Source organism: Arthrobacter sp. PvP023 (assembly GCF_017832975.1).
GTDB lineage: Bacteria > Actinomycetota > Actinomycetes > Actinomycetales > Micrococcaceae > Arthrobacter.
Window position 1 is genome coordinate 2,774,342 of sequence record NZ_JAFIBI010000001.1, and the last position, 13,836, is coordinate 2,788,177.

Consider the following 13,836-nt stretch of genomic DNA (forward strand, 5'->3'; position numbering starts at 1 on the left):
CTCCCGGCCGTTGGCGGTGCACCGGGACGGTTGCCGGGGAGGCCTCGTCGCAGCTTGTCACGGCCGGCCCAGGGGTCTCCCCCGCGTTCATATCGTCATTATGGCCGCACTTCGGCCTCGCGGATATAGGCAGTGAAATGAAGGCCGACGGCGGGATTCGCTCCCGCCGCTGGCCTCCTTAGATACCACTCACCGTGACGGCTTAACCACCATCGCTGAGCCGCCACCGCGCCTCACCGGTTCAGCAGCGGCCACCATGCGCCCGTCCGGCTTGAACTCGATGGCAGTCGCAGCACCAATTTCCGGCAGCGAGCTGAAGGAATCCCCTGCCTTGGCGAACACATGACCCAGTGGCTCAAGGTCCGACGCATGGGCGTCAATGAACTCCTGCTCGGCGCTGATACTAGCCGTGTTGCGTTGCGCTGCACGCGGCGCCGCGATTGCCTCGGAGATGTCCATGCCCAGGTCCACCCGGTTCAGGATGGTCTGCAGGACCGTGGTGATGATGGTCGATCCGCCGGGGGAACCGAGGGCCAGGAACGGATCACCGTCTTTCAGGATGATGGTCGGCGACATCGAGGAGCGCGGGCGCTTCCCGGCCTGGATCCGGTTGGGGTCGTCCTGGTTGTACACGGTGGAGAAATCGGTCAGCTCGTTGTTGAGCAGGAACCCGCGGCCGGGCACCACGATTCCGGAGCCGCCGGTCTGCTCGATGGTGAGCGTGTACTCCACCACGTTGCCCCACTTGTCCGCGACCGTCATGTTCGTGGTGGAGATGTTCTCAGTATCCTTCTCGTCGGCGGGCGCCGCAGCGGCGGCCGGGCACGCGCCGCCGTAGGACGCGATGTCTCCCGGGGCGACGGGCTTCGTGGCCGCCTCCGCCGGGTTGATCTGGCATGCGCGCTCCTTGCCGAACAGCGGATCAGTCAGCTCCTCGGTGGGGACGTCCACGAAAGCGGGGTCGCCCACGTACTTGCCGCGGTCCGCAAAGGCCAGCGCGCTCGCCTCGAGGTAGTGGTGCAGGGCGGCCGGGTTCTTGCCGTCAGGCGTGCCCATCTCCGAAAGGTTGAAGGGTGCCAGGATATTCAGCGCTTCGCCAACGGTGGTGCCGCCACTGCTCGACGGCGCCATGCCGTACACGTCCAGTCCCCGGTACTCCACGTGCGTGGGATCCTGGTCCAGGGCTTCGTAAGCTGCCAGGTCCTCCGTCTCCATGAAGCCGACCGGAACAGGCAGCGCCGTGGTGGCCGTCTTCGGCGGGGCCTTCACCGCGGAGACGATCTCCTCCGCGAGCGCGCCGCCGTAGAAGGCGTCAGTGCCCTTTTTGGCGAGGAGGCGATACGTCGCGGCCAGGTCATGGTTCTGGAACACGCTGCCGACGGCGGGAGCGTCGCCGCCCGGGAGGAACAGGTCGCTGGTGGATGTGAAGGCTGCAAAGCGGTCTTTGTTGTCGAGAGTCTGCTGGCGGAACGTCTCGTCCACCACAAATCCGCGGGTCGCAACCTTGATGGCGGGCTTCAGGGCGTCACCAAGATCCAGCGTGCCCCAGCGCTCGAGCGCGCGCTCCCAGGTGGCCGGCGTGCCCGGGACGCCGACTGATACGCCACTCGTGACGAGCTCGGGCGTGAAGTTGTAGGGCTTGCTTGTCGTGGGGTCGATGAACGCATCGCCGGGCATCGCTTCCGGTGCCGTTTCACGGCCGTCGATGGTGCCGACCTCGCCGGTCTTCGCGTCGTAGAAAACAAAGTAGCCGCCACCGCCGATTCCGGCGCTGTACGGCTCGGTCACCCCCAGGGTCGCGGCGGCGGCCACCGCGGCGTCCGCAGCGTTGCCGCCCTTGCGCAGCACCTCGATCGCCGCCGCGGAGGCCTCGGGGTCCACAGTGCTGACTGCGCCGCCGTAGCCTGTGGCGGTCGGGTTCTTTTCAGTTTCCCGAGGATCTGCAAAAGCGGGGCTCATCACCGCCCCGCTCGTAACGCTCATGGCCAGGGCCGCCGTGATGGCGGCAATTCGACGTCTCACCTTAGGCATGGTTGCTCCCGAGTCAGGGTGGTGCGGAGTGGGGTGATGGTCACGTTACTCCGCCCCGGAGTGACACTCAACACTAAATGCCTTGCGGGGTGCGGTACGCCAGGCGGGCGTTCACAGCTCCGTCTTGTCTCTGGAGGTGTTGGCTGAATCGGCCGGTGATCCCTGCCGGCGGCTCGCCAACAGGAACGGCACCGAGACCAGCTGGATCACGCCGCCGATCGCCAGCGAGGCAGCGTAGCCATAGGCGTCGGCCGCCCGGCCGAGCAGCGGCTGGACCACCACGCCGCCGCTTGAACCAATGAGTGAATCGAAGCTCAGCACGGTGGCCCGCTGCTTCGAAGCGATCATGTCGTTCAGGTAGGCCTGCCGCACGGGCACGCCCGCGGCGTCCACCACTGCCCAGAGGGTCAGCAGCAGCAGGGCTGCCCAGAACACGTGGGTGAACCCGAGCACCACCAAAATCACTGCGGCGAGTCCGAAGCTGATGATCAACACGGTGGTGCGCTTGCGGAAAAGACGCCGGATCCGGGGCGCCAGCCAGCCACCGAGCACTTCGGCCCCGGCCACAACTGCCGCCGCGAGCCCCGCCACGGAGTAGGCGCGCGGGTTGCCGAAGAGCTCGAGGAGGTAGGGCTGCAGCGCATAGAACACATAGATCCCGACGCCGGCACTGAACGGCCCGGCCAGCATCACGTAGCGCACGGGCGGGTTCTTCAAACCGTTCTCGATGGACGCGGCGAGTACGCTACGGACCGCCTGCAGCGGGCGGGCCGAGCGCTCGGGGGTGAAGCCGACGTCGTGCATCAGGCGAAACGCCACCGCGAACATGGCCAACAGTACGCCCACACGGATCAGGAACGGGACGCCGAGGTTGGTGAACTGGGCGATGACGCCTCCGGCCACCGAGCCGACGAGCATCGCGACCCCGGAAACCATCACCCCGCGGCCCAGCACCGCCTCCATTCCGCCTTCATAGCCCTCGAAGCGCAAGGCGTCAACGAGCCAAGCTTCCACGGCACCCGAGAAGAAGGTGAAGCCCAGGCCCAGTAGGACCGACACCAGTGCCCACCACCAGAAGGGGGCCGCCAGCTGCCAGAGCAGATAGTAGAAGTAGGTGGAGACGGCGAGGGTCACCGTGCCGAGGAGGAATGAGACGCGGCGCCCCCAACCATCCGCAACCACTCCGGTGGGCACTTCGAACAGCACCATGCCCACTGTGAAAAAGGCGTTGGCGGCAAAGGCCTCCAGGTTGCTGAGCCCGGCATCCAGCAGAAAAAGCGTGTTGATGCCCCAGATAAACGACGCAGCAACGGTATTGCCCAGCGTCAACGTCAGATAGATGCGCTGGATCTTTCGGGCGCCGACGCTCATCGCGTTGACGTCGCCGCTAGGGCGAGGTAGGAGCACGAGCCCATTCTCGTCCGGTTAGTCTGTGCGCACCAGAGCAAACACGTTGGGATCGGGGGGCAGACGGCCCGGCGGCGTCAGGCTAGACGGCTCCGAACGATCTCACTGACGGTCTTGCCGTCAAACCGCCCCGCAACCTTGGCGGTGACCGGCTTCATCACGGCGCCCATCTGCCTTATGGACGGCTCCTGGCCGTCGGCCTTGAGCCCGGCGATCGCCTCGTCGACAATGGCTTCCACTTCATCCCTTGTCAGGGCTTTGGGCAGGTAGGCCTCGATGACCTCGGCTTCGGCGATTTCCGCGGCGGCGCGCTCAGCCTCGCCGGCTTCGGTGTAGATCTTCGCCGTATCCCGGCGCTTGACCGCTTCCTTCTGGAGCAGGCCGGTTACCTGGGCGTCGTCCAGTTCGATCGGGGTCTTGCCCGACTTCTCGCGTGTTTCGATCTCGCCGAGGACGTTGCGCACCGTAGTGAGCGCCACCTTGTTCCGGTCTTTCATGTGGATCACAACGTCGCCATGGAGGCGTTCTTTGAGCGTGGTCATGGTGTTCTCGTTTCGTTGGCTTTGCTTCCATTGTCCCCCGGTCGCGGCGTTCCCTAATCCCGTCGATCGAGCGCTTCGAGGAGCCTCCTGACCGAACCTCCGAGGTTCCATTCGGTGGCAAGACGCTCCAGTTCGGCGCGCGAACCGCCGGCCACCGGGTCCAGCCGGGCGCCCGCGTCTTCGAGCGTCGGCAGCCCGAGGTCCCTCACGACATTCACGACTGCGGGTGCGACGTTGAGGTAGTCCGTTGCCGCAGCGAGCTTCGACCGCACCGATGCGGACAGCCCGCTGTCCGGGTCGGTCGCCGCTTCGAGCAGCATCTCGAGCGTGCCGTACTCCCCGAGCAGTGAGGCAGCGGTCTTCTCGCCGATGCCGGCGACGCCCGGCAGGCCGTCGGAGGTGTCGCCCCGAAGGACGGCGTAATCGGCGTACTGCTCGGGCAGCACGCGGTACTTGCCGACGATTACCGCGTCAGTGACAACTTCAAGGTTCTTCATGCCGCGCGCGGTGTAGATAACGCGCACCTCGCGGTCGTCGCTGACGACCTGGAAGAGATCGCGGTCACCCGTGACCACGTCCACCGGCAAGCCGGCGTGGCTGGCATAGCTGCCGACGACGTCGTCGGCCTCATGCTCAGTAGCCCCCACGACGGCGATACCGGCGAGCTCGAGCACGCGGCGGATCATCGGGATCTGCGCCTCCAGCGCGTCCGGCACCACCTCCACGTCGGGGCCACCGGCCACCACCTCCGCGACCCGGTGCGACTTGTAGCTGGGAATGAGGTCGACACGCCACTGCGGGCGCCAATCATCGTCCCAACAGGCAATGAGATGCGTCGCTTCGTAATCCGTGGTGAGCCGCGCGATCATGTCGAGCAGGCCGCGAACGGCGTTCACCGGGGTGCCGTCGACGCGGCGGATCGTGTCGGGCACCCCGTAGAAGGCGCGGAAGTACAGCGACGCGGTGTCGAGGAGCATCAGGCGAGGGGACATACCCTGATCCTGACACGGATGTACTCCGTTGAGAATCCGCTTGGGCCCGGGCTGCCCTTCAGAGCTCCCGGTAGTAATACAGCATTGGCTCCGTGCCGTTCGGTTCGGTGTTGGTGAACCCGCGAGCCTCATAGAACCGGCGGGCATCCGTATCCTCGCCGTCGACGTTGATTTCGAGCAGTGCGCCGCCACGGCCCCGTACCAGCTCGCATGACGCGGCGAGCAGGGCGCTGCCCTGGCGACGGCCCCGCCGGCCCGGACGGACGTAGAGTTCGTCCAGGATCGCGACCGGCCCCGGGTACCAGACATTCGGCCGGAAACTCAGCACGGCAAGGCCGGTTGGCGGCTCGCCGGCGAGCAGCACCACCACGTCCTCCCCCGACAACAGGTGGGAGAGCCGCGACTCCAGTTCGCCAGTGCCCGGGCTGGGCGTTCCGAACTCGGTGTTGAAATCGTGGAGCATTTGGGCCACAGCCGCTGCATCGGCCGAAGTTGCCCGGCGTGGCACCTCGAGGTTGGCTGGGTCATCAGAAGTCACGGCTTCATCATGCACGGCACTACGGCAGGCGTCCACCCTGGCTTATTTCCTCGGCTTTCGCGGCTAGCCGGCCGGCGTCACGACATCCTCCAGCATTGACCGGTCGAAAAAGCGGACCTCGCCCGTCGCCTCGAAGAACACCGGAACCACCGATGTGCTTGCATCCTTGGACGTTTCGTAGATTTCGGGCGCACCGCCATGCTTCCGGGCAATCGTTCCCACCAGTTCGGTACCGCGAACCCTGACGGTTCGGTATTTGTAGCTCATGTTGACTCCTTCGTCGACTATGGCAAACCCTACTCCCCGCACCTGTCTCCAAGGACGGGGCTGGCCGGTACAAGACGGGCCAGAGTGCCGCGCCGGCCAGGCCTGCCGGCCTCTCCCCGCTGCACCACTGCGCCCCGGCGACGTACTCGATGTGACCTCATCGGGACGCCGCGCCGGCCCTGGCCTCGCAGTACCTGTCGAAGCGGATTCGACCCACGCGCCCCAGCTTCTCGACGGTGTACCAGCTGATGACCGCCACAATCAGCGTCAGCAGGATTGCCGACACAGCTACCAGCGGCGGCAAGTCGGCTGTGGATCCGCCGTTGAGCCAGAGAATGACCACATAGTTCCAGAGATACGTCGCGTAGGAAACAGTCCCCAGCATCTGCAGCGGGCGCGTCCACCGGGGCATCATGTGCGAACGGGAGGCGGCCAGCACCACCAGAACGGCCGCGGCAGCCATGGCCAGCGGACCTCCGACGAAGAAGAAGGCCGGCGACTCGTTGGCCTTGGGAAAGAACACCAGGGCTGCGAGGACAAGGACCGCACCCGGCAGGGCCAGACTCCTGGGCCGCCGGCCTGAGAACCAGCTGAACATCCGGACCCTGTAGAGGCGCAGTCCCGAGCCGATGATCAGCCCGAGGCCCCACGTCGTGGGAAGGGCGTAGACGAGGGAGTGAAGGTGCGGAGCCAGGATCAGCATGGCCAGGACGCTCGCCGTCATCAGGGAAAAGACCACGGCGGCGGACCAGCCGATCAGCCGTCCCTGGAGGTTCCTGCGCAGCGCGACCACCAGCAGTGCCGGCCAGATCAGGTAGAACTGTTCCTCCACCGCCAGCGTCCAGAGCGGTCCGATTGCCATGCTCACGTCAAAAGGCAGCGGCAGGTCCTTCAGGTAGCCGAAACCGGCGAGGAGGGTATAGCCGATGATGCCCTTCGATCGGTCCCCCAACACGTCCGACGTCAGTTCAACGATGGCATAGACCCCAAGGAAGGCAATGAGCGCCGGTAACAGCCGGAAGGCCCGGTGCGCATAGAAGCGGCCGTAGCGGACTTTGCGGTGCCGTTCGATGTCCCTCAGCAGCACCCCTGTGATCAGGTAACCGCTCAGCACGAAGAAGACAATCACGCCGACAATGCCGGCACCCTGAAATACCCCTGGCCACGAATGTCCCAGCAGGACCGCACCAACGGCCGCACCGCGGAGGACGTCCAAACCATCCAGCCTTTGCCCGGCGGTTGGCCCGGCGCTCTGCCCGGCGGTTGGCCCGGCAGCCGTCCTTACTGTTCCATCAACTAGCAACGCCAAATGACCTCCGCAGTTCCGTCTGGGTGATTTCGATTGCGCGCGCCAGCGGTGACCCCGGGCGCCGCGCCTCGTCCAATTGTCCCCGCCCCGGCTGAATGAAACCTGACCCCGGCGGTCCTACACCTTCCGGTGAATGGATTTGTAGCTCAGGTAGGCGTTGAGCCCCTCAACGCCGTATTCGGTGCCGCGGCAGCAGGTCCGGGGCGCAAAAGGCGGGAGGGCGACGGCGGCACGTACCGCCGTCGCCTTCCCGCCTTTGCTGTCCTACTGTCCGCGGACCGGCACCCCGAGCAGGTCATCGATGCTGCCCAGAACCCTCTCCGTGACCTCCTCGATTCCGCCGATCCCGTCCACCTGCGCGAGGATACCGCGGCCGGCATACCTGGCCACCACGGCCTCCGTCTGCTGGTGGTACAGGTCCAGCCGGTGGCGGATGACGCTTTCGTTGTCGTCGCTCCGGCCGGTTTCCCTGGCCCGGCCCAGCAGGCGGTAGACCAGTTCCTCATCGTCAGCCGTCAGCTGGAGGACCACGCCGAGCTTCTGGTCGCCGGACGCGAGGATTCCGTCGAGGTAGTCCACCTGCGCCACGGTGCGCGGGTAGCCGTCCAGCAGGAATCCCGCTTTGGCGTCGTCCTGGCTGAGGCGGCTCCGCACCATTTCATTCGTGACGCTGTCCGGCACGAAGTCTCCGTTATCCATGTACTTCCGGGCCTCGACACCGAGCGGGGTCCCGCCCTTGACGTTGGCCCGGAAGATGTCGCCGGTTGAGATCGCCACTACGCCGAGGCGTTCCGAAATGCGTTCCGCCTGGGTTCCCTTGCCGGAACCGGGCGGACCAATAATCAGCATTCTCGTCATTCACTGTTCCTTTGCTGGTTATATGGACGTCTTCGTCCTGGCCCGATGCGACTGCTCCGGAGGTTGCGGCCGGGCTGCATCGGTGCCTGAAAGCAGGGTACGACGGCGGAGGATCCCCGCCGCCGCACTCTGGCCATTTGTGCTGTTACCGGTAGTGCTGGTGCAGTGAGCGGGGGCGCCGGCTTGGCATATGACGAGGAACGACCGGTAAATTTGGGGTGATGATTCACATTGACCAGGACGACCCCGCGCGCGCGGACGTCCACCGGCTCCTGAGCGAGCACCTGGCGGACATGTTCGCCACATCACCGGCCGAAAGTGTGCACGCTCTGGACCACTCAGCCCTCTCCGGACCCTCAATCACATTCTGGACGGCCCGCGAGGAAGGTGAACTCCTCGGGTGTGGCGCGCTCAAACTCCTCGATTCCCGGTCCGGCCCGGCAAAGCACGGCGAAATCAAGTCCATGCGCACCACGGCAAGCGCACGCGGACGCGGCGTCGCCACCCTGATGCTCAGACATATCGTGGACGAAGCCCGAAGCCGGGACTACGGGCGCCTTTACCTCGAGACGGGAACAGAGGAGTATTTCGCTCCAGCCCGGCGCCTTTACGTCCGCAACGGATTCACAGAGTGTCCGCCCTTTGCCGGCTACGCCCTGGATCCGAACAGCGTCTTCATGGAACTCCGCCTCTGAGCCGTCAGCCAGCACCGGCTGCCACCGCTCCCACTGCAGCTCCCGCCGCCTGCTAGCATGACGGCGAGGTGGCTCATGGAAACCAGGACGGCAGGGCGTGCAGCGGCCGACGCGACGGCCGCTGTTGCCGCGTACGGGGTGGCGGGAATATGGCTCTCCACGTTGCACTCCCCCGGTATCGGGCTTCAGTCCGTGGGCCTGGGCGCCGGCGCCGTGGTCATTGGAGCCGCCGCCATCTCCGTCATACGACGCACTCCCCGCTTTTCCACGGCCGCCGACCGGGTAACCCTGCTGCGGGCAGTCCTCGTGGCCCTTTGCGGGGTATTGGCCGTTCCGGCGCTGGTCAGCGGGCAGCGTCCGGACCAGCTCCTCGTCGTCGTGGGTTCCGTGGCCTTCCTTCTCGACGCCGTGGACGGTTTCGTCGCCCGTCGCACAGGGACAGCCTCGACGGCCGGGGCGCGCCTCGATGCCGCTACCGACGCCGCCCTGGTGCTCGTTCTGTCTGTTGCAACGTGCGCGGTCGTCGGATTCTGGACCCTCTGCATCGGTGCGCTGTACTACGTATTTGTGGCGGCTGGCCGCCTCCGGCCCCACCTTCGTGGCCCGCTTCCGCCCAGCGCTGCGCGCAAGGCAATCGGGGCCTTCCAGCCGTTCGCGCTGCTTCTTGCACTGACCCCGGGTATCCCGCCCGCCGTTGCAGCCGCTGCGCCCGCACTGGCTCTTCCGCTGCTCATCTTCTCCTTCGGCCGCGACGTCGTCGAGCTGGAACGCCGCCGCCATCGACCCCGCACCCACCCGTATTAGCGGTAGGGCGTCGCTGACGCCCTTTCATGCGCGGCGGGCACACCAAACCCTCACCGGTGAGAAACCGCCTCCCGTATCCTCGGATAGGAAGCGTTAACAGGGGGAGGTCGTCATGAACCACATTCCGCGGAAGTCGCTCATGGTTATTGACGGAGTCGTGAGCGGTGTCGTGCTCGCATTCATATTGTGCGTGGTTATCGCGGCATTCTCATTCGTGACGTCCACACCTGTGACTCTGCCGGGGGTGTTTACGACCAGCAGCAGTGCTGCAGGCGGTGCCATGGCGGTCGAATTGTCCCCTGGATGGAACGCCATTGTCATCGTGGCCTGTCTGGGCGCGGTCGCCAGGCTCCTCGGTCCGCGCCGGTCCCGGGTCCCCGGGAGGACCGAGGCATGACGTTTTTCAGGATCTGACCCCGGCCGCCGGAGCGTCCCAGACGTCCGCAAAACAACGTCAACGCACTTCCGCTTGCTAGTCGTCCAGGCGCACGCCGCGGACCAGCAGGAGCGTTCCGCCCACAACAACCGCTGACGCCAGGAACACCCCGGCCGCCCCGAGCCCAGCCGCCACAACCCCGATGGCGCTGGGCAGGACCACCTGGCCCACCCTGTTCCCGGCAAGCCGCAGGGCCAGGGCCTTTCCGCGCTGGCCGTCCGGGGCCTGGGCCGAAAGCCAGGACATGGTCAGCGGCTGTCCGATGCCCAGCCCCAGGCCCAGCCCTGCCATCACCACGAAGAGCAGCCACTCCGGCATCGGAATCGCGGCAACGGCCAGTGCAACGGTGGAGAGAGCGAGGCTTGAAACCATAAGCCGCCCCCGTCCGAATCTCCGGGACATGCGCCCGAGCCCCAGCCTCGAAACCATCGAGAACCCGGCCCGAACTGCGAGCATGAGGCCCACCGTGGCCGCGCTGAACCCGCGCTCCGTCCCGAGTGCCGGCAGGTAGACCACGGTCAGGTCAACCACCGCCAGCACCGTGGCGCTTGTAGCCAGCGCCCGGACCAGCCCCGGCGTCCTGAGCAGTGATGCAACACTTCCCTGCGAGCCGTCCGTTGCTGTGACAGCGGACTTCCTTCCGGCGGCCTTCGTCGAGATGAGGAAGGCGGTGAGGAAGAGAACCAGGCTCATGCCGGCCGAGAGGAAGAAAATCGCCTGCGTGTCCGGGCGTACGGAGGTTCCGCCCACCACGGAGATTGCCAGCGGGCCGAGCGCCTGGCCCAAGGACGCAGCGAAGGTCAGGTATCCGAACGCGGAGTCAAGCCCTGACGCCACGGCATTGTTCGCGACGACTGCCTGCTGCCCCACCACACATGCCAGCTGGCCTGCGCCAAGCAGCGCCGTACCGATAACCAACGCGGGGACTGAGGTCCCCCAGAACAGCAGGAAAATGGAACAGCCAAGCACGACGGCGGATCCGATCACCATGAGCTGCCGCTCGCCTAACCGGTCCACGAGGGCGCCCGTGGGGACAGCCAGCAGTAAGGGAAAGACGGCGTAGCTGGCCGCGAGGACGCCGAGGGCATATCCCGGCACATCCAGCTCAAGCGCCCGGTAGGTGGTTGCCGGCCGGACCAGGAAGGTCACCGCCTGAATCAGCGTCGAATGAAGGAGAAGTGCCAGCGCCGAACGGCGGCCCAGTTCGCCGATCACAGGATGACGGATGCGTTGCCGGAGACGGCGCGCACCGCTGCGTCCCGGGCGCCGACGACATGGTCGAAAGCGATCTTGGCAGCCGCTTCCGGCTTGCCCGAGGCAACGGCATCCACCAGGACGCGGTGTTCGGCGAGCGCCTGGTCTCGGCGCTCCTGCGTGCTGTTGGTGAAGTGGCGGTAGCGCTCCATCTGGTTGGAGACCTGGTCATGAAACCTCTGGGCCCAGGAATTTCCGGCAATGGCCGCGATTGAGGTGTGCAGCAACATTCCGTACTTCATGGCCTCGTCGGCGAACTTCACCATAGCCGCATTGCGTTCCACGATCCCCTCCAGGTTTGCAATGTCGGCCGGCGTCGCCTTGCCGCATGCCTCCCGGGCCATCAGGGACTCCAGGGCGGCGCGTACGCCGTACAGCTCTGCGATCACTCCTTCGTCCAGGATCGGGACGACCACGCCTCCCGTGGGTTGCTGCTCCAGCAGACTTTCCGAGATCAGCCGCCGGATAGCCTCCCGCAGCGGCGTCCGGCTTACCTGCAGCGCCGCCGCCATTGCCGGTTCATAGATCCGCTCCCCCGGCTTCAGCTCCAAACTGAGGATCCGGCGTTTTAGCTCCCCGTAGACCAGATGCGCTCCAGTGTTCCGGGACTGTGATTCCACCACTTACGAACTCCGCCCGCGTGTACTTGTATACAAATATACAAGTATGTACTTTGACGACGGTGACGAGCGGAATTCGGTCCTACGAGGCCCAGTCGGCGTCGTCGAAGGGGCGGCCGCGGAAATGGGCGCGGAGATATTCCCCCACGACGGCGGCCCCCAGGTCCCCGGCCTCGGGCGCAACAACCCGGCCGTCAATCCGGCGGACCATGCGCTGGACGAACCGCTCGAGCCCGGGGTCATTACCCAGCCGGAAGAACGTGGCCTGCGTTCCTGCGCGGCCAAGACGGTCGAGCTCGGCGATCGTGACGCGGATGGTCTCCGGGTCCGGCGGGTAATCGAACCAGGAGTCCCCGTCCGGCAACAGGTGTGCGGTAGGCTCGCCATCAGTCACCACAAGGAGGACATGCTGCATCGACGGATGCTGGCGGAAGAAGCGGTTGGCCAGCAACAACCCGTGATGGAGATTGGTTCCCTGCTCCCGCCGCGATGCCAGGGCCGTGAGCTCACCGATGTCCGTGGTCTGCGCGTACCGGCCGAAGGTGATCAGCTGCAGCCGGTCTCCGCGGAACCGGGTGGAGACGAGATGGTGCAAGGCAAGTGCAGTGCGTTTCATCGGCACCCACCGCCCCTCGGCGGCCATCGAGAACGACACGTCGACGAGCAGGACGACGGCGGCCTGGGTGCGCGCCTCAGTCTCCGTGACCTCGATATCGTCCACCTCGAGGCGCACCCCTCGGCCCGGGTCACCGCCGCCGGCCATGGTGCGGCGGATCGCGTTTGTCATGGTGCGGGTAACGTCCCACGGCCCGGCGTCCCCGAACTCCCATTGACGGCTGGAGCCGGTCTGCTCTCCGGCTGTCCCGGCGACGCGCGTGTCCCGGCGCCCCTGCCGGCCGGACAGCTGCCTGGCGGTGTCCCGCAACAGTGACTTGCCGAGCCGCCGCATGGCCTGCGGGGACAAGCGGAGGTCGCCGTCGGCGCCGCGCCGCAGGTAGCCGCCGTCCTGCATTGCGCGCTCGATCTCGGCGAGGGTACGGGCCGTCACTGCTGCATTCTGCCCGAGCTGGCGGGCCAGCGCGTCAAGGTCCAGGTCATCAAGGCGTGAGCCGTTATAGGACTGCGAGAGCTGCTCGGCCAGCTCGTCGAGTTCGGCGATGTCCTGGAGCACGCCGGTGCCGTCGCCCAGCCCGAGTCCCTCCTGACCTTCAAAGCGTTCGGAGCCGGTCCAGTCCTCCCCCGGGCGCAGAGCGCGCAGGGTGTCGTCGAGTTGACCGAGCTGGGACATGAGTTCGGGCGAGCCGAATGCCTGCGCAGACAGCCGCATCAGCTCATCACGCTGCTCGGCGGACATGGACTGCAGGAGCCGTTGAGCGGCGGCCGCGCGCTGGGCGAGTGCGTCGATCAGCTCCCCGACGGATTGCGGGTTCTCCGGAAAGAAGTGGCCGTGCCTCGCCATGAACTCCTGGAAGTCCGCCTCCGTATCCTCGCCGCGCCGGTGTTTGTCGAGGAGCTCGTTGAGGTCCTGCAGCATCTCGCTGACCGCCGCGCGGTCCTCATCGGTGGCGCCTTCGAGGGCCTGTTTCATGCCGGCGAACCGCTGGTCGAGGACCTCACGCCCCAGCAGATCCTTGATCCGCTCGTAGGCTTCCCGGGCGGTGCCTAACTGCCAGTCATAGGAAGCGAGCTCGTTGACCGCTGCCGCGGTGGACTTCGGCAGGTTCTGCAGCTGCATCTCCCTGAAAGCACGGTCTGTGTTGTCCATCATGGGGTCGCGGGCGAGCTGCTTGCGCTCCTCAAGCACCGCAGTATCGAGCAGCTTTTGCACTTCGCTGAGGGTGCCGTCCAGCCGGTGGCGGCCCAGAAGTTCGCTGCGGCGCTGTTGAACGCGGCCTGCGAGGTCGTCGAGCCCTTCACGGTTACGGCCGCCGCGCCGCAGGTACTCCTGCAGGGCGTGCCGGGGCGAGTATCCGGCCATGACGTCCTCGGCTATCGCGTCGAGCGCCTCCGCCAGGTCGACCGGCGGGGCGAGCGGATCGGGCCCTCCCCTGTACCGGCCGTATCTTGAGCTGTGCACACCCAT

General features: G+C 66.3%; 13 protein-coding genes. 2 read left to right on the forward strand and 11 right to left on the reverse strand.

Annotation, left to right across the window (positions count from 1 at the left end; translation table 11 throughout):
- Positions 1–189: 189 nt before the first annotated feature.
- The 8 genes from ggt to JOE31_RS12855 all read right to left on the reverse strand — a co-directional run bounded on the left by ggt (position 190) and on the right by JOE31_RS12855 (position 7,935).
- Positions 190–2,031 (reverse strand): gamma-glutamyltransferase, encoded by a 1,842-nt coding sequence (ggt, locus tag JOE31_RS12820; protein WP_209745035.1) that lies wholly within the window; start codon positions 2,029–2,031, stop codon positions 190–192.
- A 111-nt stretch (positions 2,032–2,142) separates the two neighbouring features.
- The gene (locus JOE31_RS12825) at positions 2,143–3,402 is read right to left on the reverse strand and encodes an MFS transporter (protein WP_209748403.1); all 1,260 of its coding nucleotides are present in this window, start codon (positions 3,400–3,402) and stop codon (positions 2,143–2,145) included.
- A 113-nt stretch (positions 3,403–3,515) separates the two neighbouring features.
- The gene (locus JOE31_RS12830; RefSeq protein ID WP_209745038.1) at positions 3,516–3,980 is read right to left on the reverse strand and encodes a GatB/YqeY domain-containing protein; all 465 of its coding nucleotides are present in this window, start codon (positions 3,978–3,980) and stop codon (positions 3,516–3,518) included.
- Positions 3,981–4,033: 53 nt separating this feature from the next.
- Positions 4,034–4,972 carry a 5'-3' exonuclease gene (locus tag JOE31_RS12835; protein ID WP_209745041.1) on the reverse strand — a complete coding sequence of 313 codons (939 nt, stop codon included), beginning with the start codon at positions 4,970–4,972 and terminating at the stop codon, positions 4,034–4,036.
- A 58-nt stretch (positions 4,973–5,030) separates the two neighbouring features.
- Positions 5,031–5,435 (reverse strand): GNAT family N-acetyltransferase, encoded by a 405-nt coding sequence (locus tag JOE31_RS12840; RefSeq protein ID WP_209748405.1) that lies wholly within the window; start codon positions 5,433–5,435, stop codon positions 5,031–5,033.
- A 138-nt stretch (positions 5,436–5,573) separates the two neighbouring features.
- Positions 5,574–5,777, reverse strand: a complete 204-nt coding sequence (locus JOE31_RS12845; RefSeq protein ID WP_209745043.1) for a hypothetical protein — start codon at positions 5,775–5,777, stop codon at positions 5,574–5,576.
- Positions 5,778–5,934: 157 nt separating this feature from the next.
- Positions 5,935–6,993 carry an acyltransferase gene (locus JOE31_RS12850; protein WP_245199169.1) on the reverse strand — a complete coding sequence of 353 codons (1,059 nt, stop codon included), beginning with the start codon at positions 6,991–6,993 and terminating at the stop codon, positions 5,935–5,937.
- A gap of 357 nt (positions 6,994–7,350) precedes the next feature.
- Positions 7,351–7,935 carry an adenylate kinase gene (locus JOE31_RS12855; protein WP_209748409.1) on the reverse strand — a complete coding sequence of 195 codons (585 nt, stop codon included), beginning with the start codon at positions 7,933–7,935 and terminating at the stop codon, positions 7,351–7,353.
- Positions 7,936–8,165: 230 nt separating this feature from the next.
- Between JOE31_RS12855 and JOE31_RS12860 the strand changes: the two genes are divergently transcribed.
- Both JOE31_RS12860 and JOE31_RS12865 read left to right on the forward strand, forming a co-directional pair.
- On the forward strand, positions 8,166–8,639 hold the full coding sequence (locus JOE31_RS12860) for a GNAT family N-acetyltransferase (protein ID WP_209745046.1): 474 nt from the start codon (positions 8,166–8,168) through the stop codon (positions 8,637–8,639).
- Between the two features lie 75 nt (positions 8,640–8,714).
- Positions 8,715–9,443, forward strand: coding sequence for a CDP-alcohol phosphatidyltransferase family protein (locus JOE31_RS12865; protein WP_209745049.1), 729 nt, complete (start codon positions 8,715–8,717; stop codon positions 9,441–9,443).
- A 472-nt stretch (positions 9,444–9,915) separates the two neighbouring features.
- On the opposite strand, the gene JOE31_RS12870 is transcribed toward JOE31_RS12865, so the two are convergent.
- The 3 genes from JOE31_RS12870 to JOE31_RS12880 all read right to left on the reverse strand — a co-directional run bounded on the left by JOE31_RS12870 (position 9,916) and on the right by JOE31_RS12880 (position 13,836).
- The gene (locus tag JOE31_RS12870) at positions 9,916–11,094 is read right to left on the reverse strand and encodes an MFS transporter (protein ID WP_209745052.1); all 1,179 of its coding nucleotides are present in this window, start codon (positions 11,092–11,094) and stop codon (positions 9,916–9,918) included.
- A complete protein-coding gene (locus JOE31_RS12875; protein ID WP_209745055.1) occupies positions 11,091–11,756 on the reverse strand; it encodes a GntR family transcriptional regulator in 666 nt (221 codons plus the stop codon). Before JOE31_RS12875 ends, JOE31_RS12870 begins: the two co-directional genes overlap by 4 nt.
- A gap of 79 nt (positions 11,757–11,835) precedes the next feature.
- On the reverse strand, positions 11,836–13,836 hold the full coding sequence (locus JOE31_RS12880; RefSeq protein WP_209745057.1) for a VWA domain-containing protein: 2,001 nt from the start codon (positions 13,834–13,836) through the stop codon (positions 11,836–11,838).